The following is a 23,997-nucleotide window of genomic DNA, read 5'->3' as shown; positions in this document are numbered from 1 at the left end:
GGGAATCGCCCGGCGAAGTGCGCGTGAGTATTTTATGAAAGTACCCCGCGCCAGCCGCCAAATAATGGCCATCCATTCTTGACGGCGCATTGCACCCATGCGTATTCCCACCGCACTACTGCGCGTTGGCGCTGCACTCGGCAACCAGGCTGCGAAAGACCAGCTCAAGTTGAAGCGAATTTCGCGCGAGGACATTCAATCGTTGAGGAACACCGGCACCTGGGCAGGGGCGCACCCCGCCAGTACAGCGGATGCCCTGCGCGTGTCCGATGGAGGTCGCGGCCAGACGCAACGTCGACACTGCGTTCCCGTATCAGTTTCCAACCCGATGGCGCGCCGTGAGCCGAGCATGGCACCGGTGCTGGCGAAACGTGCCGGACTGAGATCCAACACCAGTTGGCTGCACCACGGCTTCGGCGCACCTCCCCGGAGCGGACGCCCGCCAGCGCCCGACAGCCCTCGAATCCGCGTTCCCCACGATGGCAGAGAACTGCATCCCAAGATGGTGATGCAGCCAAAGGCCGTTCACGGCCCTTTTGACGCAATGACCGACCTCAATCGCCAGGCAAGCGCGTTGATCAATGCGGAACTGGACAGCAACACCATGTTCGGCGAGCGGGAGCCAAGCGAAGGGGTATCGGTGGCATCGGCCCGTGGCTCATTCGTCAACTCTGGACACAACGGAGGCAGCGAAGTGATATCCATCGCCCAGCGCCATGCCTTCCATTCCCCGGTTTATGATCGCGAGTCCGTGGACTTCATGGGCGACGCGCTGGACCTGTTTGGGGAATCCGACGCCGTCACGCAGCGCGATGCTCCTGAAGCGTTGAACGGCGATCTTCTGCAGTCGATGGCGTTCGCCAACGCGAGCGATTCAGACAACATGGCGCCGTCCGAAATGACGTTGGATCACCCAGACGGGATCCAGCCGCGGAACGGCAGCTCGGTCCTTGAGGACACCCCTCTCAGGTACACCATCCCCAGACCGCAGGTTGATCTCTGGCGTTCTGCCACCCCTCATCACCAGCACGGCAGCGCCGAGGGTCCGATCAGTTTCACCATTCCAAGACCGCAGCTCGGCACACACACTCCCGCCCCGGACTACGAGAGTGACAGCAGCAGTCTTATGGAGCATTACGACAGTGGCAACATCAGTGACCAAGCCTCCATCGCGTCATCAGGCGACAGCGGATCCGAGGACGAATGGGATGAGCTGACTGCGGAAGAACTGGAGGCCGCTGACAAGCGCTTCCGGGATGAGGATGAGCAGATGGCGCAGTTCGCGCGCCTGTTCGAGAGACCACACGCGGCTGCTGAGGTGCCTGGCATACCGGCAGTTCCGCCCGCTCCCGTCTACGGGCATGCGGTTGTCAGTCACTCCGTCGATGCGAACGTTGCCAGCCTGTTCCAAGCTATCCAGAAGGAAGGGACGAGGCGGCAGGGTACGGTTATCGAGGTGCCGGACAAGTCCGGTGCCGTGTATCTGACTCCCGCAGAAGCAATTCTCCGGGACAGTTTGACCTCGCTGGAAAAGCGCTATTCCTTCAACGGGGGCTCGGGCGGGGAGGATTCCGGCAACGATAGCGACACCGACCTGGGACACGACTGGCGGTGATCGCAAGGCGTTCCTGAATCCCGGACATCGAGGCCCGTTGAAGCAGCGCAGATGCCCCAGATGGTTCGATCCGGGGCATCGGGTGGTCAGCGCGCCTGACGCTCCAGCGCCTTGAGCAGCTGCGCCGGCGGCACGTAGCCGCCCAGCTGGGTACCGTCGGCGGCGAAGACCGCCGGGGTGCCGCTGACGCCCACCTGTTGGCCGAGGTTGTACTGCATGGCCACCGGGCTGGTGCAGTTCTTCGGCGTCACCGGCTGGCCCTGCTTGGCGTTGGTCAGCGCCTTGCGGCGGTCGCTCGCGCACCAGACCGAAATCATGTCGGTGAAGTCCTTGCTGCCCGGGCCCATGCGCGGGAAGGCCAGATACTCCACGGTGATGCCCATGCGGTTCAGCTCGGGAAGGTCCTGGTGCAGCTTGCGGCAGTACCCACATTCGATGTCGGTGAACACGGTGAGGGTGTGCTTGGGGTTGGCCGCGGCGAACACGATGCGCTCACCCCGCGGCACCTTGTCCAGCAGTTGCCTGCGGTACGCCAGCAGCCCGGCGCTGCTGGCCGGGGCGCGGTTCTGGATGTCATACGGCTGGGACTGCATCAGGTAGCGACCGTCGTCGGACACGTACAGCACCTGCCCGCCCACCAGCACTTCGCGGAAGCCCGGGAACGGCGCCTCGCCGATGTAGTCGGGCTTGAACTTCGGGTCCAGGCCGGCCAGCGCGCTGCGCACGGTCTGGTCGGCATTGGCATTGGCCGGCGCGGCGTTGCTCGCCGGCTTGGCGCCAGGCTTGGCGGCCGGCGGGGCCGGCTGGGCGCAGGCGGTCAGGCTGAGCGCCCCGAACAGGGCCACGGTGAGGACTCGAAGCATCTGCAGTTCCACGAGAGAAGATCCGCTGATTCTCGCACAGCGCCTCCGATTGCGATGTCGCGGCGGCGGCAGCGCGGGCCCTGGCTGGATCAGCAGAGCGAATCGTGAAAGTGTCCGCCGGTCGGCCAATGCACGCTGGTGGACCCTCCTCCCCCTGTTCTCTCCACGTGCACGTTCCCCCTTCGATCTCGCTTTCGATCAAGGCCCACCTCCTGGGCCGCACCTCCGCACGCGTGGCACTGGCGGCCGGCAGCGAGAGCGGCACCCACTTCATCCGCGCCATGGAAAGCCTCCAGAACAGCGAGACGCGACTATGCCGCCGCTTCTGGAACGGTCAGCTCACCACGTCCCAGCTGGTCCAGCGCGCGTCGCGCCTGGCCGGGTTGCGCGAAAAACTCATGCCGTCCCAGCGCGTGGCCGATCGCAGCCGTCGTCTTGAACACATACTGCAGAGCTGCGGCGGCCTGCGGCCTCGCTGGGTATCCAACACGGGCGCGCGTGCGAAGTCGTTGCAGGCATTGCTCTGCCCGGACGCGGTGACTGCCCGCGCTCGCGCAGCACTGGCCACCCTGTTCTGGAACGGCGAGCTGGACAACATCGCCGACTTTGCTGCCGCGTTCCGGCTCGCGACCGCCGCCGGCAAGAACGACCCGGAGCGCGCCGCACACCTGCAGCGCGCCGCGTTGGAGCATCTGCATGCACAGGCACCTGCGGTAGGACACGGCCGCCAAGCCGCGTTGCTGAAGGTGTTCGAGGCATTAGTGGCGCCGGCGCCCACGCCAACGCCGCCGCTGCACCCCGAGGGCTGGGTGGCCGGCATCGAGAATCCCGCGCGCCGCTTCAGCGTCGCTTCTTCGTCGCCAAGCCGCGTGTCACGCCAGGATGCCCGGGACGCATGGTGGGAGCGGGCGATGCTGGCCGATGCGGGGTCCAGCTCGGAGAGCGACTGCGACAGCGACTACGACTGCGGGGCAGAATCGGACGACGTCAGCTGCTGCACGACATCGACAGAGGGGTGGGCGCTTGCCGACCCCTCTGAAAGCCATGCCTGAATCACCCTGCGCGCCTAGCCGCGCGGGTGATGTCTGGCATGCAGCTTCTGCAGGTGTTCGCGCGCCACGAGCGTGTAGATCTGGGTGGTGGACAGCGAACTGTGCCCCAGCAGCATCTGCAGCGCGCGCAGGTCGGCGCCGCGGTTGAGCAGGTGGGTGGCGAAACTATGGCGCAACCCGTGCGGGCTGATCCGCACCGGATCGATCCCGGCCAGCACGGCGTATTTCTTCACCAGACCCCAGAACTGCTGGCGGCTCAGCGGGTGCAGTGACGGCTCAAGGAACAGCGGCACCTCGCCGTCGCGCGCGGCGGGCACGGAACGCGTGCCAGCCAGCTGCGGGCGTGCTTCGCGCAGGTAGCGCTCCAGCCAGTGCTGGGACTCCTCGCCCAGCGGCACCAGCCGTTCCTTGCTGCCCTTGCCGGTGACCCGCAGCACGCCCTGGCGCAGGTTCACCGCATTGGCCGGCAGCTCCACCAGTTCGCTCACGCGCAGCCCGGCGGCATACATCAGTTCGAGCATGGCGCGGTCGCGCAGGCCCAGCGGTTGTGCCACCTCCGGCGCTGCCAGCAGCGCGTCTATCTGGCTTTCGGCCAGCGCCTTGGGCAGCAGCCGCGGCAGCCGCGGCGGATCCAGCAGCGCGCTGGGGTCTTCGCTGCGCTGGCCGCGCCGCAGCGCATCGGCAAAGAACGCGCGCAGCGCCGACAGCAGCCGCGCGTTGCTGCGCGGCGACCAGCCGTGGCGCGCGCGCCATGCGAGGTACTCGAACAGGCCGGCGCGGTCGATCCCGGCCAGCCCGCCGCCAGTTCCGTTGCGCCAGCGCGCCAGTCCCTCCAGGTCACGCCGGTAGCTGTCCAGGCTGGCGCGGGCCAGGCCCTGTTCGGCCCAGACCGCATCCAGGAAGCGCTGGATCAGCGCATTGTCGTCCTCGCGCAGCTCGGGCAGGTGCTGCACCAGCTGGCGGCGCGCGGCGGGGGTGAAGGTATCGGCCATGCGCACAGGATACAGGCGGGCCGGTGGCGACCCGCCAAACGGACGTCAGGCGCAGGTATGCTCGGCCCATGAGCGCACCTACCGCCGTCACCACCGACACTACCCGGCCTGCCTCACAGCTGTTGTGGCGGCTGCTCGCACTGCTCTACGACTTCTTCCCGGCGCTGGCACTGTGGATGCTGGTCGGCGCGCTGTTTACCGCCGGCTACGCCACCGGCCACGCTGCGCGCGAGAACATCGCGCCGTTCAGCCCGCTGCAGTGGGTGTTGTGGGGGTGCTGCTGGATGGTGACCGGGGTGTATGCCGTCGAAAGCTGGCGGCGCGGTGGCCAGACGCTGGGGATGCGGCCGTGGCGGTTGCAGGTGGTGGGCGCCGACGGCACCGCGCCCACGCGGCGGCAGCTGTGGCTGCGTTATGCGGTGGGTACGGTGTCGGTGCTGCTGGGCGGCCTGGGACTGTGGTGGGCGTTGATCGACCGCCAGCGACTGACGTGGCATGACCGGATGTCCGATACGCGTATGCAGCGGCTGCCCAAGCGGTAACCGCGCTTCTTCGATCACGGGCCCTGCGTCAAAGGGCCGATCACCGTTATCGGCAGTCGTTTGGGAACCGCCCCTACCCGTCGCCCGCCGCCGGGGGTTACCCGGATTTGCGCCGGAACAGCATTCCCGACACCACCAGCATCACGATCGGTGGCAACGCGTAGGCGATGCGGTAATCGAACTTCAACGCACCGGCCATGCGCCCGAAGAACAGCTGCAGCAGCCAGAAGCCCAGCGCGAACAGGATGCCCAGGAACAGGCGCTTGCCCATGCCACCGCTGCGCAGTGAACCGAACGCGAACGGGACCGCGGCCAGGCACAGCGCCAGTACGTTCAGGGGATAGAACCAGCGGCTCCAGTAGATGTCCTCGTAATCGCGCGCGTCCAGCCCGTTGCGCTTGCGGTACTCGATGCTGGTGCGCAGGTCGCGCGCGGCCAGGTTGCGCGGCTTGGAGAAGCCCGAGGCCAGCGCGCCCGCATCCAGCTTGGAATCCCACTTTTCGGTTTCCGCAGTGGTACGGGTGGCCGAACGCTCGCCGAAGGTATCGCGGCGAACCTTGTTCAGGGTCCACCCATCGGCCGTGTGTTCGACGGTGCCGGCATGGGTCACCGACGCGATTTTTCCGTCAGGTGCGATCTGATACAGGCTCACGTCGCTGAGCACCAGCCGCGTCCCGCCACCGGGCAGCAGCTGCTCTTCGCCACTGGTCGCGGTGAGGAACGTGTCGCCTTCGCGCACCCATACCCCCGAGTATCGCGATGCAGACAGGCTCTGCCCCGACTTCGCACTGGCCTTGATGTTGTCGGCACGATTCTGCGCCCAGGGCGCCAGCGTCTCGCCGCTCAACACCATCACCGCCGTCATCAGGGACAACGCGATTGCGACCGAGGCGCTGAGCCGCTTGCGCGACAGTCCCAGCGCGCGCAGCGCGGTGAGCTCGGAGGTGGCCGCCAGCTGGCCCAGACCCATCAGCGAACCGATCACGGCCGCAGTGGGGAAGAAGGTGTAGGCGCGGCGCGGCACCGTGTACAGCACCCAGGCCGCCGCGTGGCCGAGCGTATAGCCGCCCTTGCCAACGTCCTTGAACTCGCCGGAGAAGGCCATGACCACGTCCAGGCCCACCAGCACGGCCCAGGTCAGCAGAACGGTGCCGAACACCGCCCGGCCCAGGTAGAAATCAAACCGCATCGGATGAAGCTTCATGCGGTCCTCCGCGGGCGCGAGAGTCTGCCGTCGCGCAGATACATCCAGATGGCCAGCGCCAGCAACGGCAGGCTCAACCACCACAGGCCGAAGGTCGCTGGTATCTTGCCGTCAGCGATCCATCGGGTACCAATGAACATCAGGTTCATGCCGACCATGTAGGCAAGGAAGGCAAACATCATCCTTCCGTACCGCTGCTGGCGCGGCGAACTGCGCGCCAGTGGCAGGGTCATCAACGCAAACGCCAGGGCGATGAGCGGAGGCGTGATGCGCGAGTGCAGCTGCGCCTGCGCCTCCGGCCGGGCATCGCCGAACAGGCGGCTGGTCGGCAGCAGCTCGGGATCATTGTCATCGCGGGTGATGGCGCCATCAGGCAGCGCAACATCGTTGCGGACGAAGGTCATCAGCCGGTAATCCAGCGCGCCGTTGGCCGGGCCCTCGATCTGGTGGCCGTCATCGAGCTGCAGATAGCGCTGGCGGTCGCCCTCGAAGAACATCTTGCCGCTTGCGGCCGACACCACCTCGATCCGGTCGCCCCGGCTGCGCTGGACGAAGATCCGCCCCAGCCCGCTGCCGTCGGCCGAGACCGAGGACAGGTAGACCACCCCGCCATTGGGCAGCATGGTGAACTTGCCCGACTCCAGCCCGGCCATGACCAGGCTCTTGTTGGCGTCTTCAATCATCTGCTCGCTTGTCCGGTCCGCCCAGGGGCCCAGCCACAGCGAGCACAGCGCGATCAGCCCCACCACCGGCAGCACCATCATCAGCACCGGGCGCAGCAGCCGCCGGGGCCCGACCCCGATGGCGGTCAGGACCGCCATTTCCGAGTCCCGGTACAGCCGCGCCGTGGCCAGCAGGAGGCCCAGCATCAGCGCCAGCGGCAGGATCAGCGGCATGTAGACGATGAACTGCAGGCCGAGCTGGGAGAACAGCAGGCGGGCAGGCAGGCGGCCATCGGCGATGTTGCCGAGGATGTCCACCAGCACGCCGCCCACGCTTACCACCAGCAATACGATCAGGGTGGCCAGAAAACTCTGGACGAAATCACGCAGGAGATAGCGATCGAGCTTCGACATGGGGCGGTGGTTTAAACTCTCGGATTCGTTCGCGTGGTTGCCCAGTCTACTGACGGGACGTAAACAGCTCGCGATTGTACGTATTTGCCAACGGAATCTGATCAATGGCCCTGGAATTCACCCTGAACCACGCTGCCCCGGCCTCGGCCGAGGTCGACTGCGTCATCGTTGGCGCCTACGCCGACCAGACCCTGAGCCCGGCGGCACAGGCCCTGGACGCCGCCTCGGGCGGCCGTCTGACCGCCCTGGTCGCCCGCGGCGATGTCAGCGGCAAGACCGGCGCCACCACCCTGCTGCATGACGTGGCCGGCGTGAAAGCCGCGCGCGTGCTGGTGGTCGGGCTGGGTGAGCCGGCCAAGTTCGGCGTGCCCCAGTACCTCAAGGCGGTGGGCGACGCCAGCCGCGCATTGAAGAGCGGGGCCATCCGCCACGCGCTGTTCACCCTGGCCGAGATCGAGGTCAAGGGCCGCGATGCCGGCTGGAACATCCGCCAGGCCGTGATCAGCGCCGATCACGCCGCCTACCGCTACACGGCCACCCTGGGCACGAAGAAGGCCGAGGCCCCGGGCCTGGCCACGCTGGCCATCACCGGTACCGACGAGCAGGCTCTGACCCAGGGCCGGGCGATCGCCGCCGGCGTGCAGCACGCCCGCGAGCTGGGCAACCTGCCGCCGAACCTGTGCACCCCGGCCTACCTGGCTGAATCCTCGGTGGCCTTCGCCAAGGCCCATGCCGGTGCCGAAGCGGAGATCCTGGACGAGACGCAGATGGAAGCGCTCGGCATGGGCTCGCTGCTGGCGGTGGCCCGTGGCTCGGCCAACCGCCCGCGCCTGGTGGTGCTGAAGTGGAACAACGGCGGCGACGCCAAGCCGTACGTGCTGGTGGGCAAGGGCATCACCTTCGACACCGGCGGCGTGAACCTGAAGACCCAGGGCGGCATCGAAGAGATGAAGTACGACATGTGCGGTGGCGCCAACGTCATCGGCACCTTTGTCGCGGCCGTCACCGCGAAGCTGCCGCTGAACCTGGTGGTGGTGGTCCCGGCGGTGGAAAACGCCATCGACGGCAATGCCTACCGCCCGTCGGATGTGATCACCTCGATGTCGGGCAAGACCATCGAAGTGGGCAACACCGACGCCGAAGGCCGCCTGATCCTGTGCGACGCGCTGACCTACGCGCAGCGCTTCGAGCCGGCCGCGCTGGTCGACGTGGCCACCCTGACCGGTGCCTGCCTGGTCGCCCTGGGCCACCAGACCGCCGGCCTGATGACCAAGCATGACGACCTGGCCAACGAACTGCTGGCCGCCGGCGAGCACGTGTTCGACCGCGCCTGGCGCCTGCCGCTGTGGGACGAGTACCAGCCGATGCTGGATTCCAGCTTTGCCGACGTCTACAACATCGGCGGCCGCTGGGCCGGCGCCATCACCGCCGGCTGCTTCCTGTCGCGCTTCACCGAAGGCCAGCGCTGGGCGCACCTGGACATCGCCGGCGTGGCCAGCGATGAAGGCAAGCGCGGCATGGCCACCGGCCGTCCGGTCGGCCTGCTGACCCAGTGGCTGCTCGACCAGGTCGGCCGCGCCCATGTCGCGGGCTGACTTCTACCTGATCGCCAAGCCCCGCTTCCTGACCGAGCCGCTGCGCCTGGTCTGCGAGCTGGCCCGCAAGGCCAACGATGCGGGGCTTTCCACCCTGGTGCTGGCGCGCGACACCGCCCAGGCCGAGGAGCTGGACGAGCTGCTGTGGTCGTTCGACGACGATGCCTATATTCCGCACCAGATTGCCGGTGAAGACGTGGATGAGGAAGAGGCGCTGGTGCTGATCGCCGCGCCCGGTACCGACGCCCCATCGCGCCCGCTGGTGATCAACCTGCGCGACGACCCCTACCTCGGCGCCTGCGACCGGGTGCTGGAAGTGGTGCCGGCCGACCCGGAAGCCCGCGAGCCGCTGCGCGAGCGCTGGCGCCAGTACAAGGCGCTGGATTTCGAGCTGAACAAGTACGACATGTAAGCCCGTGCCGGCGCCCTTGATCGGGCCGGCCGGCGCCCTGATCCTTTACTGATTGCCTCCTGGTTGCCCCCGCATGACCCAACTTGCCTCCAGCTACGACCCCAAGACCTTCGAAACGGAGCTGTACGACTTCTGGGAGAAGGCCGGGCACTTCAAGCCGTCCGGCAAGGGCGAGCCGTACACCATCCTGCTGCCGCCGCCGAACGTGACCGGCACGCTGCACATGGGCCATGCCTTCCAGCAGACCCTGATGGATGCGCTGGTGCGCTACCACCGCATGCGCGGCTACGACACGTTGTGGCAGGTGGGCACCGACCACGCCGGCATCGCCACCGAAATGGTGGTGTCGCGCAACCTGGCGCTGGCCGGCAATGGCGAGAGCCGCGATTCGCTGGGCCGCGACGGTTTCATCGAAAAGGTGTGGGAATGGAAGGCGCAGTCGGGCGACATCATCGAGCGCCAGATGCGCCGCATGGGCACCTCGGCGGACTGGTCGCGCAGCACCTTCACCATGGACCCGCAGCCATCCGAAGCGGTGGTCGAAGCGTTCCTGCGCTGGCATGAGCAGGGCCTGATCTACCGTGGCCAGCGGCTGGTCAACTGGGACCCGGTGCTGAAGACCGCCATTTCCGACCTGGAAGTGGAAAGCGTGGAGGAAGACGGCTTCCTGTGGTCGATCAGCTATCCGCTGGCCGATGGCAGCGGCAGCCTCACCGTCGCCACTACCCGCCCGGAGACCATGCTCGGCGACACCGCCGTGATGGTGCACCCGGAGGACGAACGCTATGCGCACCTGATCGGCAGGATGGTGAAGCTGCCACTGACCGACCGCGAGATCCCGGTGATCGCCGACGATTACGTCGACCGCGAGTTCGGCACCGGCGTGGTCAAGGTCACCCCGGCGCACGATTTCAACGATTACCAGGTAGGCCTGCGCCACGACCTGCCGATGATCAACCTGTTCACCCCGGTGGCGGCGATCAACGACAACGCCCCGGAAAGGTACCGCGGGCTGGATCGCTACGAAGCGCGCAGGGTGGTGCTGGCCGAGCTGGAAGAACTGGGCATCCTGGTCGAAACCAAGGCGCACAAGCTGCAGGTACCGCGCGGCGACCGTACCGGCCAGGTGATCGAGCCGTACCTGACCGACCAGTGGTTCGTGAAGATGGACGTGCTGGCCAAGCGCGGCCTGGAGCTGGTCGAGAACGGTTCCATCCAGTTCGTCCCGGCCAACTGGATCAACACCTACCGCCACTGGATGGAGAACATCCAGGACTGGTGCATCAGCCGCCAGCTGTGGTGGGGCCACCGCATTCCGGCGTGGTTCGACGACGCCGGCACCTGCTACGTCGGCCGCGATGAAGCCGACGCGCGCGCGCGCGCCCAGCTGGGCGCTGACGTGGTGCTGCGCCAGGACAGCGACGTGCTGGAAACCTGGTTCTCCTCGCAGCTGTGGCCGTTCTCCACCCTGGGCTGGCCGAACGCGCAGGCGATGGCCGAGCGCGGTTTCGAGCGCTACCTGCCGTCGTCGGTGCTGATCACCGGCTTTGACATCATCTTCTTCTGGGTGGCCCGCATGATCATGGCCACCGACAGCTTCACCGGGAAGATCCCGTTCAAGGACGTCTACATCACCGGCCTGATCCGCGATGCGCAGGGCCAGAAGATGTCCAAGTCCAAGGGCAACGTGCTCGACCCGCTGGACATCATCGACGGCATCTCCATCGACGACCTGGTCGCCAAGCGCACCACCGGGCTGATGAAGCCCAAGGACGCGCCGAAGATCGAGAAGGCCACCCGCAAGGACTTCCCCGACGGCATCATCGCCCACGGTGCCGACGCGCTGCGCTTCACCATCGCCGCGCTGGCCACCCATGGCCGTGACATCAAGTTCGACATGAGCCGCGCCGAGGGCTACAAGAACTTCTGCAACAAGCTGTGGAATGCCAGCCGTTTCACCCTCATGAACACCGAAGGCGCGCAGTTCAGCGGCGTGCCGCAGCCGCGCACCGATGCCGAGCGCTGGATCCTGGCGCGGCTGGCAGCGGTGTCGGCCGAGGCGCAGGCGCACTTCGCCAACTACCGCTTCGACCTGCTGGCGCAGGCACTGTACGAGTTCGCCTGGAACGAATTCTGCGACTGGTTCCTGGAACTCACCAAGCCGGCCCTCAATGGCGACAACGCCGAGGACGCGGCCAGCACCCGCCACACCCTGCTGTACGTGCTGGAAGCGCTGCTGCGCCTGCTGCACCCGCTCACCCCGTTCGTGACCGAACAGCTGTGGCGCCAGGTTGCGCCACGCCTGGGCATCGACGGCGACACCATTTCGCTGCGCGCCTACCCGACCGCTGCGGAGTTCGCGGGTGATTTCGTGCAGGCCGAGGCCGATGTGGAGTGGCTGAAGTCCATGGTCAGTGCGCTGCGCCGCGTGCGCAGCGAACTGAACGTGCCGCCGGCCAAGCAGGTTGGCCTGCTGCTGCAGGGGGGCAGCGGGGATGACCGCAACCGCGTGGCCCGCTTCACTTCGTCGCTGTCGTTCCTGCTCAAGCTGGAGCGCATCGAGTGGTTGGCTGCCGATGCGGAAACGCCGCCGGCCGCTACCGCGATCGTGGGCGAGCTGAAGCTGCTGGTGCCGCTGGAAGGCCTGGTCGATCTGGGCGCCGAACGCGCGCGCCTGGACAAGGAAATCGCGCGGGTGGAGGCGGAGAAGGAAAAGAGCGCCACCAAGCTGTCCAAGTTCACCGACAAGGTGCCGGCGGCGGTGATCGAGCAGGAGCGCGTGCGCCTGGTCGACTGGACCGCGCAGCTGGAAGGCCTGGTCGCGCAGCGCGCGAAGCTGTAGAGCCTGTCAATCGGCTTCCGGACAGGCGACCAACGGTCGCCTGCTACCGCGGGGTGCCGGGATCGGCCCTTTGACGCATGGACGCTGACCGGCGAAACGCCTTCCCCGCCAATGTTCATGCCGCAACCGAACGCGGGCAGTGCAGAGGTGGTCGATAGGGATGCGACCCTACCGCCGGTGGCCCGGCGGCTTGCGGTTGATTGACGACATGATCGTAGAGCCACACCCTGCGTGGCTGCCCTTACAACGGCGGCATCGTCTGGATGTCGTCGTCGACCAGTTCGATCGCCATCACCAGCGCGTCTTCGCGCCCATCACGGGCCGGGTAATAGCGCGGGCGGCGGCCGATCTCGTTGAAGCCCTCGCTGTGGTACAGCGCCACCGCCGGCGTGTTGGACGGGCGCACTTCCAGGAATACCCGCTGCGCGCCATGCTCGCGCGCCAGCTTCACCAGCGCGCGGAACAGCCGCCGGCCCAGGCCACGGGCCTGGCACGCCGGATCGATACAGACATTGAGCACGTGCGCTTCGTCGGCGGCGATGCTGAGCACGCCATAGCCGACCAGCACGCCATCATCGTCCAGCGCCAGCGCGGGGTAACCGGCACGCAGGCAATCAACGAAGATGCCCCGCGTCCACGGGAACGGGTAGCCGCGCAGTTCGATTTCCATCACCGCATCCAGGTCGGCCTCGCGCAGCGCGCGCAGCGACATCGGGCGCGCCGAACTGACCGCGCTCACCCGCGGCCCCGCTTGCGCAGTGCCCTCAGCTGCGGCCACAGCGCGCGCTTGGCCGCGGCATTGCCACGCAGTTCATCCAGCTTCCAGCCGGCCATCAGCGCCTGCGTTTCCGGCTCGGCCGGGTTGCAGCCGGACGCGCGCAGCAGTGCGATCTGCAGGCGGTCGGGCATGCGCACTGCCGCGCGGCGCGCGCCGCTGGCGCGTTCGCGGGGCGCGACGGCAGGTGCCGGCTCGTCAATGCGGGTTGGCGCGGAGCGACGCGCAGGTGCCGGCTGGGTCTGCGGGGGCGGTGCCGCAACAGCCTCGGCCATGCCCAGGTCGATCCCCGTCTCCGGACCGGCCATCTCCACGTTGCCGTCCACGAACACCGTGTAGCCCATCGCCTGCAGCCAGGACTGCTGCGCCGGGGTCCACAGGGACGGGTCGGCCGGGCTGCTCACGCGGCGGGCTCGACCGGCTTGCGGGTACGCTGCCACAGCCAGCTGACCGGACCGGACAGGGCATAGATCACCCCGACCGCAAACAGCACGCGCGGCAGGTCGATGACCATGATGGCAATGGCGATCGGCACCAGCGCCAACGCCAGGAACGGCACGCGATCGGCACGCGGGCCTTTCTCGCCGCTGCCCTTGAAGCTCCAGAAACGGATCCGGCTGACCATCAGCAGCGCCGCCACCAGGGTCACGCCCAGCGCCACGTAGCGCAGTTCATTGCCGTCCCAGCCCAGCGTGCCGTCGGCGAAGGCCCACACGAACGACATCATCAGTCCGGCCGCGGCCGGGCTGGCCAGGCCGATGAACCAGCGCTTGTCGACCACGCTGACCTGGGTGTTGAAGCGGGCCAGGCGCAGCGCGGCGCAGGCGGCATACAGGAACGCCACCGCCCAGCCGACCCGGCCGAGGATGGGGTCGTCGAATTTCAGCCACGACAGCGACCAGTGGTACATCACCAGCGCCGGGGCCATGCCGAAGCTGACCAGGTCGGCCAGCGAGTCGTACTGCACGCCGAACTCGCTGCTGGTGCCGGTCAGGCGCGCCACCCGCCCATCCAGGCCGTCCATGACCGCTGCCACGAACACGGCGATGGCGGCATTGACGAAATCGCCGTTGGCCGCCGCGATGATCGCGTAGAACCCGGCGAACAGGCCCGCAGTGGTGAACAGGTTGGGCAGCAAATAGATGCTGCGCGAGCGCGGCGGGGGTTTCATCTGATCCATGCCGCCAGTTTAGTGGCTGCGGCCCGGTTTGGGGGGAGGCTTGCCAGCATGGAGCGGGAATGCTGCAATCGCGCCTCTGTCCCCGCTGCCCGGAGTTGCCATGCGTGCCCTGCCCCTCGTGTGCTGCCTGCTGCTGCTCGCCAGCGCCCCGGCCAGCGCTGGAACCGTCTACAAGTGGAAGGACGCCAACGGCGTGACCCAGTATTCGGAGAAGCCGCCCGCCGGCCGGACCGCCGAACAGCGCCAGATCCAGAACCGGGACCCGGTCGGCGGCACGCCGCAGGCAAAGGCCGCACCGGCCGAATCGGCCGACTGCACGACCGCCCGCAACAACCTGGCCCTGCTCAACGGCAAGGGCGCGGTGCTGCAGGACACCGATGGCGACGGCAAGCCCGATTCCCCGCTGGACGACACCCAGCGCCAGAGCCAGAAGGGGCTGGCCGAAGCGGGCATCAAGGCCTACTGCAAGCCGGCGGCCTGACCACACGACCAACGGTCGTGTGCTACCCGGCAGGTATCGACCGTCGGTCGACCACGGCGTCGGCAGGTATCGACCGTTGGTCGACCCCGGCGTCGGCAGGTATCGACCGTTGGTCGATACGCCCCCCGGGCCCGAATTGGGCACGTTGGCGGTCGGGCTGGCAACGACGTGAATGCCCGCCTACATTTTGCCAGCCGTGCTGGCAAAATGTAGGCTTTCCGCCGTTCAGCGAAGCCGACGATGCGCCTCTCCCAGTTCCACCTGCACACCACCAAGGAAACCCCCGGCGACGCCGAGCTCACCAGCCACCGGCTGATGCTGCGTGCGGGCATGATCCGCAAGCTGGCCTCGGGACTCTATATCTGGTCGCCGCTGGGCCTGCGCGTGCTGCGCAAGGTCGAGCGCATCGTGCGCGAGGAAATGGAGCGTGCCGGCGCCATTGAATTCCAGGTGCCGACCCTCCAGCCCAAGGACCTGTGGGAGGCCACCGGGCGCTGGGAAAAATTCGGCCCGCAGCTGCTCAAGATCAAGGACCGCAAGGAGCAGGTGTTCTGCTACAGCCCCACCGCTGAAGAGGCCGCCGCCGATTTCGCGCGCCAGGAACTCAACAGCTACAAGCAGCTGCCGGTGAACTTCTTCCAGATCCAGACCAAGTTCCGCGACGAGATCCGCCCGCGCTTCGGCGTGATGCGCGCGCGCGAGTTCCTGATGAAGGATGCCTATTCCTTCCACCTCGACGATGCGTGCCTGGTGCGTGAGTACGAGAACATGAAGGCCGCCTACGCCCGCGTGTTCACCCGCCTGGGCCTGGACTTCCGCATGGTGCAGGCCGATTCCGGCGCGATCGGCGGCGATGCCTCGCAGGAGTTCCACGTCATCGCCGACTCCGGCGAAGACGCACTGGTGTTCTCCACCGGGTCCGATTACGCGGCCAACATGGAAGCAGCCGTCGCCGCTGCCCCGGGCCCGCGCCCGGCCGCCAGCGAAACGTTGCGCAAGGTGGAAACGCCCACCCAGAAGACCTGCGAGGCGGTGGCCGCCCTGCTCGGCCTGGGCCTGGAGCGTACCGTCAAGTCGATCGCGATCATGACCGAGGCCGGCTTCGTGCTGGCGCTGGTGCGTGGCGACCACGAGGTCAACGAGATCAAGCTGGGCAAGGTCGACGGCCTGCAGGGCTACCGCATGGCCGGCGAGGCGGAAATCGCCACGCACCTGGGCAGCGAACCGGGCTTCCTGGGCCCGCTCAACCCGGCCAGACCGATCCGCATCGTGGCCGATCGAGACGTCGCCGCGATGGCCGATTTCGTCATCGGTGCCAACGAAGCCGGCTTCCATATTGCCGGTGTCAACTGGGGCCGTGACCTGCCCGAGCCGGAAGTGGCCGACATCCGCAATGCAAAGGAAGGCGACCGCGCCGCCGATGGTGGCGAGCTGCGCGTGGCACGCGGCATCGAAGTGGGCCACGTGTTCCAGCTTGGCCGCCAGTATGCCCAGGCGCTGAATGCCACCGTGCTGGACGAAAACGGCAAGGCCGCGGTGATGGCGATGGGCTGCTACGGCATCGGTATCTCGCGCATCGTTGCCGCGGCCATCGAACAGAACCATGACGACGCCGGCATTATCTGGCCCGACGCGATGGCGCCGTGGCAGGTGGTGGTGTGCGTGATCAATCCCAAGCAGGACGAGGGCGTGGCCAACGCCGCGGTCGAACTGCTGGGCCAGCTGCAGGCGGCTGGCCTGGACGCGGCACTGGATGACCGTGGGCTGCGCCCCGGGTCGATGTTCGCCGATATGGAGCTGATCGGCGTGCCGCACCGGGTGGTGGTGTCCGAACGTGGCCTGGCCGCCGGCACGTTCGAGTACCGCGCGCGCAGCGCCAGTGAAGCCGAAAGCCTTGATCGCGACGCGTTGATGGCCAGGCTGGCGAAGTGATGACGGTGCCGGGTGAAACATCCCGGCATTTTATTGTCCCGTTTCCATTGATTAATTCTTCGCGCTGTGCATTCCAGAAATGAGAATGTATGCTGTTGCCGCGCCAAGGACTGGCTCAACCCCGTCCTTCTATTTTTAGATTCCGGAGCAGTTGATGAGTATTGACCTGAGTGGCTTGTCCGCCAAAGAGCTGGGCGCACTGATCAAGAACGCCAAGAAGCAGCAGACGATCGTCGCCAAGCGCCCGGCCATCACCAAGGTCCGCGCACAGCTGACCAAGTTGGCCAAGGCAAACGGATACACCCTGGAAGAAGTAGCAGGCGTTGCGCCCCCCACCCGCGGCCGCCCCGGCAAGGTCGCCAAAGCCGCACCCGCCAAGGCCGTGCGCAAGCTCGGCAAGGTCGCCCCGAAATACCGCAACCCAGCCAACCCCAAGGAAACCTGGACCGGCCGCGGCAAGCAGCCGCGCTGGCTGGCAGCCCACACCACCAAGGGCAAGAAGCTGGAAGAGTTCCTGATCAAGAAATAAGCGAACCGCTGATCGCGCTCGTTTCGAAACGCCGGCCTGGATGCCGGCGTTTTTTTTGCCATGCATCGTGCGACGTCATTGATCGTTTCGAATCTCTCAGAAACTCACAGATTCTTTCGTGCCGGTACCAGCAGGTTGCCGAACAACAGTCCCGCCACCAGTGCCATGACCACGTTGAGCACGGTCATCAGCACGGTCTGGCCGGCGCTCATGTCCTGCTGCTGCACCAGGGTGAGCACGCCGCGCAGGCTGGTACTGCCCGGCACCAGCATGATGATGCCGGGCAGGCGGATGATCGCGCCCGGGCGCTGCACGATGCGGCCGAACAGGTTGCCCGCCGCGGTCATGATCATGGCCGACATGAAAATGCCGGCTGGCAGGCCCCAGGCCTGGCCGGCAAACTTGGAGATCGCGTAACCGGCCACCGAGGCGGCGATCACCCACGGGTAATCGCGGCGGTTGGCCTTGAACAGCATCGCGAACGCAAACGCCGCCACCAGCAGCGCACTCCATTCCACCCAGTCCGCCTGTGGCCGCGACGCGCGCACCAGCGGATCCAGCCCGACAATGCCCGAGAGCGTCACGGCGATCACCGCGCCCACCGTCAACTTCAGGATGGTGGTGATCGCGCCGGCGAAGCGTGCCGTCCCCGATACCCAGTGCTGGCTGGCCAGCTCGTTGACCGCGTTGGTCAGCGACATGCCGGGCAGCATGACCACCAGCGAGGCGATGATTACCGTGTTGAGGTTGAGCGCGCCCACGAACGACGCCACCAGCGCCGCCACGGTGCCCGCCAGCAGCGCGGCCAGGGCCTCGCTGGCCTCGCGGCTGGCCGGACGGCGGTCGGTGATGAGCGTCATCAGCCCGATCAGCAGCCCGATCACCCCGGCCGTGGCGATATCCAGCCACGGCAGCTTCCACAGCCCGGCCACGCCGGCCGCGCCCAGGCTGTAGGACAGGATCATGCGGATCTTGCCGCGCCGGCCCGGGTCCTTGTCCAGTTGTCGCAGCGCGGTATGCCCCTGCGCGATGCTCATCGTGCCGTTTGACACCGCCTCGGTGATCTGGTCGGCGATGCTGAGCTTGTGCAGGTCGTTTTCGCCCGGTGCCAGCCGGATCACGCGCGTGATGTCCGACGAACCGATGGCCTTGGTCGGGTCGCTGAAGCTCAGGATCAGCCCGGTCGGGTTCGACCAGGGCTCGCAGTCCAGGTCCAGCCGCTGCGACAGTGCAACCACCGCCGCCTCCAGCCGCTGGGCCGTCGTGCCGTAGCTGTGCAGCCGTCCGGCGATCTCGGACACGAAGGCCACCCGCTGTGCGTAGGTGGCGGGAGGGGTGGCAATGGCGGGTGCGTCTGCAGACATGCGGCGTAGTATTACCTGATGTCGGGGCGCGCACACACTTGCCGTCCACGCAGACAGGTTATGCTGCGTGGAGGACGCCCCATGACGCCAGACCAGACCCCCAAACTCGAACAGGATCCACAGGACCCCGGTCTCATCCGGTTGTCCGGCCAGTGGACGTTGCGCACCGCGCTGGACGCGGCCGAAGTGCTGCGCGCGGCGCCGGAGAAGGTCACCGGCATCGATGCCAGCGGCATCACCCAGCTGGATTCGGCCGGCGTGCTGCAGGTGCTGCGCGTGGCCCATCGTGCCGACCTGGCCGAGGATGCACTGACGTTCCGCGAAGACCACCGCGCGCTGGTCTGCACCATCGAAGAAGTGGCCGACGACCGCCCCAAGGCCAAGCGCGACTTCGGCGTGCTGGCCGCGCTGGAGCGGCTGGGCCGCAGCGTGCACGCCACCGGCCACAACATCGTGGCGCTGGCCAGCTTCCTGGGCGAGAACCTGGTCAAAGGCAGCCGCCTGCTGCGCGAGCCGCGTCGTTTCCGACTGACCGCGACCGTGCACCATATGGAGCAGGTCGGGCTGGACGCGGTGCCGCTGGTGGCCCTGCTGTCCTACCTGGTGGGCGCGGTGATCGCCTTCCTCGGCTCGACGATCCTGCGCGACTTCGGCGCCGAGATCTACGTGGTGGAACTGGTCAGCATCGCCTTCCTGCGCGAGTTCGCCGTGCTGCTTACCGCCATCGTGCTGGCCGGCCGCACCGCCAGCGCCTTCACCGCGCAGATCGGCTCGATGAAGGCGCGCGAGGAAATCGACGCCATCCAGACCCTGGGCCTGGACCCGGTCGACCTGCTGGTGCTGCCGCGGCTGATCGCGCTGCTGATCACCCTGCCGCTGCTGACCTTCGTGGCGATGATCGCCGGCCTGGCCGGCGGCGTCACCGTGGGCGCATTCGATCTGGATATTCCGCCGCAGATGTACCTGGCGCGCCTGCACGAGACCATTGAAGTGCGGCACATGCTGGTGGGCCTGTCCAAGGCGCCGGTGTTTGCCGCCGTGATCGGCCTGATCGGCTGCCTGGAAGGGCTGAAGGTGGAAGGCACCGCGCAGTCGGTGGGCGAGCGCACCACCTCCAGCGTGGTGCAGACCATCTCGCTGGTGATCATCATCGACGCGTTTGCCGCGTTGTGGTTCATGCACATGGATTGGTGATGATGACCACGGCCGCCCCCGAAGAAGATACCCGCCCCGACCTGGACGACGCGTCCGGGCTCGCCATCCGCGTGCGCGGGTTGACCAACCGCTTCGGCACCCAGACCGTGCACGACGGCCTGGACCTGGACGTGCGCCGCGGCGAGATCCTGGGCGTGGTCGGCGGCTCGGGCACCGGCAAATCGGTGCTGATGCGCAGCATCCTCGGGCTGCGCCGGCCCGATGAAGGACAGATCGAAGTGCTGGGCGTGGATGCACGTTCGGACAATCGTGCCGACCGCCTGCACATCGAGCGCAACACCGGCGTGCTGTTCCAGGATGGCGCACTGTTTTCGTCCATGACCGTGGGCGAGAACGTGCAGGTGCCGCTGAAGGAACACCACGGCGAACTGCCCGAGCGTTGGCATTACGAACTGGCGTTGCTGAAGGTGAAGCTGGCCGGCCTGCCGGCCGATGCGATCAATAAACTGCCCTCGCAGCTGTCCGGCGGCATGCGCAAGCGCGCCGGCCTGGCCCGCGCGTTGGCGCTGGACCCGCCGCTGCTGTTCCTGGACGAGCCCACCGCCGGGCTGGACCCGATCGGCGCGGCCGCATTCGACCGCCTGATCAAGACCCTGCAGGAAGCACTCGGCCTGACCGTGCTGCTGATCACCCACGACCTGGACACGCTGTATGCCATCTGCGACAGAGTGGCCGTGCTGGCCGACCACAAGGTGATCGCCAACGCGCCGTTGCCTGAGATCGAACAACTGGAGCATCCGTGGATCCAGGAATATTTCCACGGACCGCGCGCGCGTGCTGCACGCGCTGCCAAGCAGAAGAGCGAGTAAGCCATGGAAACCAAAGCCAATTACGTACTGATCGGCGCGTTCACCCTGATCGTGGGGCTGGCATTGCTGGCCTTCGGGTTGTGGGCGGCCAAGTACTCCTCCGACCGCACCTGGACCGAATACCGCGTGGTGTTCCGCGAGGCCGTGACCGGCCTGTCGGTGGGCAGCCCGGTGCAGTACAACGGCATCGCGGTCGGCTCGATCACCGAACTGAACCTGGTGCCGGATGACCCGCGCCAGGTGGTTGCGCGGATCCGCCTGAACTCCAACACCCCGGTCAAGACCGACACCCGCGCCAAGCTGGCCATCACCAGCCTGACCGGGCCGTCGATCATCCAGCTCAGCGGCGGCACGCCCCAGGCGCAGGCGCTGACTGCGGTGAACAAGGACCCGGCGCCGATCATTCCGACCACCCCGTCGGCACTGCAGAACATCACCGACGTGGCCAACCGCATCGTCGAGCGCATGGACCAGGTATTGAGCGACCGCAACGTGGCCAGCATCAACGCCACCCTGGCCAACCTGGAAACCATCAGCGGCGGCCTGGCCGATCGTGACCAGGGCACCCAGGCACTGCTGCTCAGCGCGCGCGATGCCGCGCGCAGCCTGGACGACACCCTCAAGACCACCAACGGCACCATCCAGCGCCTGGACACGAACCTCGTGCAGCAGCTGCCGCCGATCCTGGACAAGCTGGAAACCACCCTGACCAAGCTCGATTCGGCCGCCGGAAGTGCCGATTCGATCCTGGGCGAGAACCGTGCGGCCATCAACAGCTTCGCCAACGACGGCCTGGCCCAGCTGGGCCCGACCCTGACCGAACTGCGCGGGCTGATCCGCGACCTGCGCCGGGTCAGCGACAAACTGGACAACAACCCGGCCCGCTATCTGCTCGGCCGCGACGCGCCGAAGGAGTTCGAACCCAAATGAGCCGCTTCCCTCTCCTGCCCGCCTCCCTCCCCCGCCTGCTGCTTCCGGCGGCACTGATGATCGCGCTGGGCGCCTGCTCTTCGTTGCTTGGCGGCGGCGAACGCAGCCAGGTCACCATCTATTCGCCGGTGGTGCGCATCCAGCCGGATCCGTCGTGGCCGAAGGTCGACTGGCAGCTGGTGCTGGTCAAGCCGACCGCCGCGCGCGTGGTCGACAGCCCGCGCATCAACGTTCGCCCCAACCCCGGCGAGCTGGAGGTCTACAAGGGCGTGAGCTGGGCGCAGCCGGCCACCGACATGGTCGACGATGCGCTGGTGCGCGCCTTCGAGGATTCCGGCCGCATTGCCGGCGTGGCCCGCGCCACCACCGGCATCCGTGCCGACTACAAGCTGGCGCTGGATGTGCGTCGCTTTGAATCCGATTACCGCGGCCAGGCCACGCCGACCGCGCTGATCGAGATCAACGCCAAGCTGATCCATGTCATCGACCAGCGCGTAGTGGCCGACCGCACCTTCCGCCAGGAACAACCGGTGCCCAGCACCAGCACCGCCGATGTGGCGCAGGCATTCGAGAAGGGCCTGCAGGCGGTGACCACCGAGCTGGTGGGCTGGACGCTGGTGACCGGCCAGGCCGACAGCAGGACGGCTGCGGTTATTCCGACGCGGCTGCGTTGATCCAACGGAAGGTCAGGTTGATGCGTTCGGCCAATGGCCGGGCGCTTTTCGGTAATGCGTGCTGATAGAAGGTCTGGGTGCGTCCGCCCATCACCAGCAGATCGCCATGGCCGAGGGTGACTTCCGCCTTGCGTGCATGATCATCGCGACGCCGCAGCAGGAACCGCCGCGCTGCACCCAGGCTCAATGACGCAATCAGGGGCGTAGGCCCAAGCTCGGGCTCGTTGTCGCTGTGCCAGCCCATGCCATCGTCATTGTCGCGGTAGCAGTTGAGCAGCACGCTGTTGAACGGCTGCCCGCAGAAATCCGACAACGCATCGCGCAGCGGAACCAATGCCGGGTGCCAGGCATGTGGCACGAAGTCGGTACCCGAATAGCGGTAGCGCGCTGCAGGATCACCCATCCAGCAGCTCAGCCGCGGCGAATCCACCTGCCGGCCGAACATCTTGATTCTGTGCACCTCCCACGGCACCTCGCCGCGCAGCTGCCGCTGCAGCGCATCGGCCGCGTCGGTGGGCAGCCAGTGGCGGTGCCAGTGCACCTGGGCATCGGGAAGGTGGAGGTCCATGGTGGAACGCTAGCATGGCGCTGAACGGCCCGCATGCGCCCGGTGGGCGCCGTTTCCCCTGATTTTCATGCCGTTACCGGGCGCGGGCAGTGAAATGGCGGTCGATTGGGATGCGACCCTACCGCGGGCACCAGCTTGCACGGCGACGTAGGGTCGGTTCCCGAACGACCGCACGCGGCGGCTCCACATCCGGTAACGCATGACCCCAGACCGACATCCGCTGCTCCGCAGCCGAACTCTCGCTATGCCGCACGCACCCAGCCGCCTACAATCGGCGTTCCCCCAGCGTGACCGGCGGCAAGCACCCCGCCGCCTACCGGCAGAGAACCCGCAATGAGAAGTCATGACAGCAGCAAGCGCATCCTGGTCACCGGTGGTGCCGGGTTCCTCGGCTCGCACCTGATCGAGCGCCTGCTCGACCAGGGCCACGAAGTGGTCTGCGCCGACAACCTGTTCACCGGCACCAAGCGCAACATCGCGCACCTGCTGGGCAACCCGAACTTCGAGTTCCTGCGCCACGACGTGACCTTCCCGCTGTACATCGAGGTCGACCAGATCTGGAACCTGGCATGCCCGGCCTCGCCGATCCACTACAGCCACGACCCGGTGCAGACCACCAAGACCTCGGTGCACGGGGCGATCAACCTGCTGGGCCTGGCCAAGCGGCTGGACTGCCGGATCTTCCAGGCGTCCACCAGCGAAGTCTACGGCGACCCGAGCGTGCACCCGCAGCGCGAAGAGTACTGGGGCAACGTCAACCCGATCGGGCCGCGCTCCTGCTACGACGAAGGCAAGCGCTGCGCCGAGACCCTGTTCTTCGACTACCACCGCCAGCACGGGCTGGACATCAAGGTGGCGCGCATCTTCAACACCTATGGCCCGCGCATGCACCCCAATGATGGGCGCGTGGTGTCCAATTTCATCGTGCAGGCGCTGCGCGGCGAGAACATCACCATTTACGGCGAGGGCCAGCAGACGCGTTCGTTCTGCTACGTGGATGATCTGATTGAAGGGTTCATCCGGCTGATGGACACCGACAAGGATTTCACCGGGCCCTGCAACCTGGGCAACCCGGCAGAGATGACCATCCGCGAGCTGGCCGAAGCGGTGATCGCGTTGACCAACTCAGGCTCCAAGCTGGTGTTCAAGCCGCTGCCGCAGGATGACCCGATGCAGCGCCAGCCGGATATCACGTTGGCCAAGAGCCGGTTGGGCGGCTGGGAGCCGCAGGTGAAGCTCGAAGACGGTCTTCGGCGGACGATTGCCTATTTTGATGGATTGTTGAGCGGCTGAGAGATCGCTCGGATCTGGCGTCATGCGCTCCCGGGCGATGAGCCGTTACGTGCG

22 protein-coding genes and 1 pseudogene are annotated in these 23,997 nt (G+C 67.0%); 14 read left to right on the top strand and 9 right to left on the bottom strand.

The genetic code is table 11. The annotated features are described in order from the left end of the window. Positions 1–97 precede the first annotated feature (97 nt). Positions 98–1,615, top strand: coding sequence for a hypothetical protein (locus ACTJI4_RS05550; protein WP_440868772.1), 1,518 nt, complete (start codon positions 98–100; stop codon positions 1,613–1,615). A gap of 86 nt (positions 1,616–1,701) precedes the next feature. Here the strand turns inward: ACTJI4_RS05550 and ACTJI4_RS05545 are convergent, their stop codons facing one another. Further along, a complete protein-coding gene (locus ACTJI4_RS05545; RefSeq protein ID WP_440868771.1) occupies positions 1,702–2,478 on the bottom strand; it encodes a DsbC family protein in 777 nt (258 codons plus the stop codon). A 167-nt stretch (positions 2,479–2,645) separates the two neighbouring features. Between ACTJI4_RS05545 and ACTJI4_RS05540 the strand changes: the two genes are divergently transcribed. Beyond that, positions 2,646–3,530 carry a hypothetical protein gene (locus tag ACTJI4_RS05540; RefSeq protein ID WP_440868770.1) on the top strand — a complete coding sequence of 295 codons (885 nt, stop codon included), beginning with the start codon at positions 2,646–2,648 and terminating at the stop codon, positions 3,528–3,530. 14 nt (positions 3,531–3,544) lie between these two features. On the opposite strand, the gene xerD is transcribed toward ACTJI4_RS05540, so the two are convergent. After that, positions 3,545–4,522: a site-specific tyrosine recombinase XerD gene (gene xerD / locus ACTJI4_RS05535; protein ID WP_440868769.1), complete on the bottom strand. Its 978-nt coding sequence runs from the start codon at positions 4,520–4,522 to the stop codon at positions 3,545–3,547. A gap of 68 nt (positions 4,523–4,590) precedes the next feature. On the opposite strand from xerD, the gene ACTJI4_RS05530 reads away from it, so the two are divergent. Further along, complete coding sequence (locus ACTJI4_RS05530) at positions 4,591–5,064, top strand: RDD family protein (RefSeq protein WP_440868768.1); 474 nt, start codon at positions 4,591–4,593, stop codon at positions 5,062–5,064. A gap of 97 nt (positions 5,065–5,161) precedes the next feature. On the opposite strand, the gene lptG is transcribed toward ACTJI4_RS05530, so the two are convergent. Together lptG and lptF are read right to left on the bottom strand one after the other, a co-directional pair. Continuing rightward, positions 5,162–6,268, bottom strand: coding sequence for an LPS export ABC transporter permease LptG (gene lptG, locus ACTJI4_RS05525; RefSeq protein WP_392919340.1), 1,107 nt, complete (start codon positions 6,266–6,268; stop codon positions 5,162–5,164). Then, positions 6,265–7,344, bottom strand: a complete 1,080-nt coding sequence (gene lptF / locus ACTJI4_RS05520; protein WP_392919343.1) for an LPS export ABC transporter permease LptF — start codon at positions 7,342–7,344, stop codon at positions 6,265–6,267. The genes lptG and lptF overlap by 4 nt, the downstream gene beginning before the upstream one ends. Before the next feature lie 104 nt (positions 7,345–7,448). Here lptF and ACTJI4_RS05515 point away from each other — a divergent pair, with 104 nt between their 5' ends. From ACTJI4_RS05515 to ACTJI4_RS05505, 3 genes are all read left to right on the top strand, one after another. Then, the gene (locus ACTJI4_RS05515; RefSeq protein ID WP_440868767.1) at positions 7,449–8,939 is read left to right on the top strand and encodes a leucyl aminopeptidase; all 1,491 of its coding nucleotides are present in this window, start codon (positions 7,449–7,451) and stop codon (positions 8,937–8,939) included. Continuing rightward, entirely contained in the window at positions 8,926–9,351 is a 426-nt protein-coding gene (locus tag ACTJI4_RS05510) for a DNA polymerase III subunit chi (RefSeq protein ID WP_440868766.1), read from the top strand. Before ACTJI4_RS05515 ends, ACTJI4_RS05510 begins: the two co-directional genes overlap by 14 nt. Before the next feature lie 73 nt (positions 9,352–9,424). Further along, entirely contained in the window at positions 9,425–12,193 is a 2,769-nt protein-coding gene (locus ACTJI4_RS05505; RefSeq protein WP_440868765.1) for a valine--tRNA ligase, read from the top strand. Positions 12,194–12,434: 241 nt separating this feature from the next. Here ACTJI4_RS05505 and rimI read toward each other — a convergent pair whose 3' ends face one another. Genes rimI through pssA form a run of 3 tightly spaced genes read right to left on the bottom strand, consistent with a single transcriptional unit; the run spans position 12,435 to position 14,148 of the window. Then, a complete protein-coding gene (gene rimI, locus ACTJI4_RS05500) occupies positions 12,435–12,932 on the bottom strand; it encodes a ribosomal protein S18-alanine N-acetyltransferase (protein ID WP_392919354.1) in 498 nt (165 codons plus the stop codon). Next, complete coding sequence (locus ACTJI4_RS05495) at positions 12,929–13,372, bottom strand: hypothetical protein (RefSeq protein WP_440868764.1); 444 nt, start codon at positions 13,370–13,372, stop codon at positions 12,929–12,931. Before ACTJI4_RS05495 ends, rimI begins: the two co-directional genes overlap by 4 nt. After that, complete coding sequence (gene pssA, locus ACTJI4_RS05490) at positions 13,369–14,148, bottom strand: CDP-diacylglycerol--serine O-phosphatidyltransferase (protein WP_392919359.1); 780 nt, start codon at positions 14,146–14,148, stop codon at positions 13,369–13,371. The genes ACTJI4_RS05495 and pssA overlap by 4 nt, the downstream gene beginning before the upstream one ends. Positions 14,149–14,248: 100 nt before the next feature. Between pssA and ACTJI4_RS05485 the strand changes: the two genes are divergently transcribed. The 3 genes and pseudogenes from ACTJI4_RS05485 to ACTJI4_RS05475 all read left to right on the top strand — a co-directional run. Further along, complete coding sequence (locus ACTJI4_RS05485; RefSeq protein ID WP_392919362.1) at positions 14,249–14,629, top strand: DUF4124 domain-containing protein; 381 nt, start codon at positions 14,249–14,251, stop codon at positions 14,627–14,629. A gap of 240 nt (positions 14,630–14,869) precedes the next feature. Beyond that, a complete protein-coding gene (locus tag ACTJI4_RS05480) occupies positions 14,870–16,561 on the top strand; it encodes a proline--tRNA ligase (protein WP_392919365.1) in 1,692 nt (563 codons plus the stop codon). A 154-nt stretch (positions 16,562–16,715) separates the two neighbouring features. Further along, a pseudogene (locus tag ACTJI4_RS05475) lies at positions 16,716–17,087 on the top strand (H-NS histone family protein); the annotation flags it as partial. Positions 17,088–17,194: 107 nt separating this feature from the next. Here the strand turns inward: ACTJI4_RS05475 and ACTJI4_RS05470 are convergent. Next, entirely contained in the window at positions 17,195–18,454 is a 1,260-nt protein-coding gene (locus tag ACTJI4_RS05470; RefSeq protein WP_392919368.1) for a threonine/serine ThrE exporter family protein, read from the bottom strand. A gap of 81 nt (positions 18,455–18,535) precedes the next feature. Here ACTJI4_RS05470 and ACTJI4_RS05465 point away from each other — a divergent pair, with 81 nt between their 5' ends. From ACTJI4_RS05465 to ACTJI4_RS05450, 4 genes are read left to right on the top strand one after another with little or no spacing between them, the layout of a single operon-like run. Next, on the top strand, positions 18,536–19,648 hold the full coding sequence (locus ACTJI4_RS05465; RefSeq protein ID WP_392919371.1) for an ABC transporter permease: 1,113 nt from the start codon (positions 18,536–18,538) through the stop codon (positions 19,646–19,648). Beyond that, a complete protein-coding gene (locus ACTJI4_RS05460) occupies positions 19,648–20,478 on the top strand; it encodes an ABC transporter ATP-binding protein (RefSeq protein WP_392919374.1) in 831 nt (276 codons plus the stop codon). The genes ACTJI4_RS05465 and ACTJI4_RS05460 overlap by 1 nt, the downstream gene beginning before the upstream one ends. Before the next feature lie 3 nt (positions 20,479–20,481). Further along, complete coding sequence (locus tag ACTJI4_RS05455; RefSeq protein ID WP_392919377.1) at positions 20,482–21,408, top strand: MlaD family protein; 927 nt, start codon at positions 20,482–20,484, stop codon at positions 21,406–21,408. Next, the gene (locus ACTJI4_RS05450) at positions 21,405–22,082 is read left to right on the top strand and encodes an ABC-type transport auxiliary lipoprotein family protein (RefSeq protein WP_392919380.1); all 678 of its coding nucleotides are present in this window, start codon (positions 21,405–21,407) and stop codon (positions 22,080–22,082) included. The genes ACTJI4_RS05455 and ACTJI4_RS05450 overlap by 4 nt, the downstream gene beginning before the upstream one ends. Here ACTJI4_RS05450 and ACTJI4_RS05445 read toward each other — a convergent pair. Beyond that, positions 22,060–22,650: an alpha-ketoglutarate-dependent dioxygenase AlkB family protein gene (locus ACTJI4_RS05445; RefSeq protein WP_392919383.1), complete on the bottom strand. Its 591-nt coding sequence runs from the start codon at positions 22,648–22,650 to the stop codon at positions 22,060–22,062. The two genes, ACTJI4_RS05450 and ACTJI4_RS05445, sit on opposite strands and share 23 nt — an antisense overlap. A gap of 333 nt (positions 22,651–22,983) precedes the next feature. Here ACTJI4_RS05445 and ACTJI4_RS05440 point away from each other — a divergent pair, with 333 nt between their 5' ends. Then, on the top strand, positions 22,984–23,943 hold the full coding sequence (locus ACTJI4_RS05440; protein ID WP_392919387.1) for a UDP-glucuronic acid decarboxylase family protein: 960 nt from the start codon (positions 22,984–22,986) through the stop codon (positions 23,941–23,943). Positions 23,944–23,997: the final 54 nt, after the last annotated feature.

The organism is Stenotrophomonas sp. 22385, assembly GCF_052045085.1.
In the GTDB taxonomy this organism is placed as follows: Bacteria; Pseudomonadota; Gammaproteobacteria; order Xanthomonadales; family Xanthomonadaceae; genus Stenotrophomonas.
The sequence above is the reverse complement of the archived record's forward strand: the minus strand, read 5'-3'. Positions and strand labels throughout refer to the sequence as shown.

Bases quoted from the DNA above. Each gene is read 5' to 3' on its own strand.
- lptF (WP_392919343.1), bottom strand. From the start codon at position 7,344: ATGTCGAAGCTCGATCGCTATCTCCTGCGTGATTTCGTCCAGAGTTTT.
- ACTJI4_RS05480 (WP_392919365.1), top strand. From the start codon at position 14,870: ATGCGCCTCTCCCAGTTCCACCTGCACACCACCAAGGAAACCCCCGGC.
- ACTJI4_RS05510 (WP_440868766.1), top strand. From the start codon at position 8,926: ATGTCGCGGGCTGACTTCTACCTGATCGCCAAGCCCCGCTTCCTGACC.
- ACTJI4_RS05485 (WP_392919362.1), top strand. From the start codon at position 14,249: ATGCGTGCCCTGCCCCTCGTGTGCTGCCTGCTGCTGCTCGCCAGCGCC.
- ACTJI4_RS05460 (WP_392919374.1), top strand. From the start codon at position 19,648: ATGATGACCACGGCCGCCCCCGAAGAAGATACCCGCCCCGACCTGGAC.
- ACTJI4_RS05470 (WP_392919368.1), bottom strand. From the start codon at position 18,454: ATGTCTGCAGACGCACCCGCCATTGCCACCCCTCCCGCCACCTACGCA.
- ACTJI4_RS05450 (WP_392919380.1), top strand. From the start codon at position 21,405: ATGAGCCGCTTCCCTCTCCTGCCCGCCTCCCTCCCCCGCCTGCTGCTT.
- ACTJI4_RS05445 (WP_392919383.1), bottom strand. From the start codon at position 22,650: ATGGACCTCCACCTTCCCGATGCCCAGGTGCACTGGCACCGCCACTGG.
- xerD (WP_440868769.1), bottom strand. From the start codon at position 4,522: ATGGCCGATACCTTCACCCCCGCCGCGCGCCGCCAGCTGGTGCAGCAC.
- ACTJI4_RS05440 (WP_392919387.1), top strand. From the start codon at position 22,984: ATGAGAAGTCATGACAGCAGCAAGCGCATCCTGGTCACCGGTGGTGCC.
- ACTJI4_RS05550 (WP_440868772.1), top strand. From the start codon at position 98: ATGCGTATTCCCACCGCACTACTGCGCGTTGGCGCTGCACTCGGCAAC.
- ACTJI4_RS05515 (WP_440868767.1), top strand. From the start codon at position 7,449: ATGGCCCTGGAATTCACCCTGAACCACGCTGCCCCGGCCTCGGCCGAG.
- pssA (WP_392919359.1), bottom strand. From the start codon at position 14,148: ATGGATCAGATGAAACCCCCGCCGCGCTCGCGCAGCATCTATTTGCTG.
- lptG (WP_392919340.1), bottom strand. From the start codon at position 6,268: ATGAAGCTTCATCCGATGCGGTTTGATTTCTACCTGGGCCGGGCGGTG.
- ACTJI4_RS05465 (WP_392919371.1), top strand. From the start codon at position 18,536: ATGACGCCAGACCAGACCCCCAAACTCGAACAGGATCCACAGGACCCC.
- ACTJI4_RS05530 (WP_440868768.1), top strand. From the start codon at position 4,591: ATGAGCGCACCTACCGCCGTCACCACCGACACTACCCGGCCTGCCTCA.
- ACTJI4_RS05545 (WP_440868771.1), bottom strand. From the start codon at position 2,478: ATGCTTCGAGTCCTCACCGTGGCCCTGTTCGGGGCGCTCAGCCTGACC.
- ACTJI4_RS05505 (WP_440868765.1), top strand. From the start codon at position 9,425: ATGACCCAACTTGCCTCCAGCTACGACCCCAAGACCTTCGAAACGGAG.
- ACTJI4_RS05455 (WP_392919377.1), top strand. From the start codon at position 20,482: ATGGAAACCAAAGCCAATTACGTACTGATCGGCGCGTTCACCCTGATC.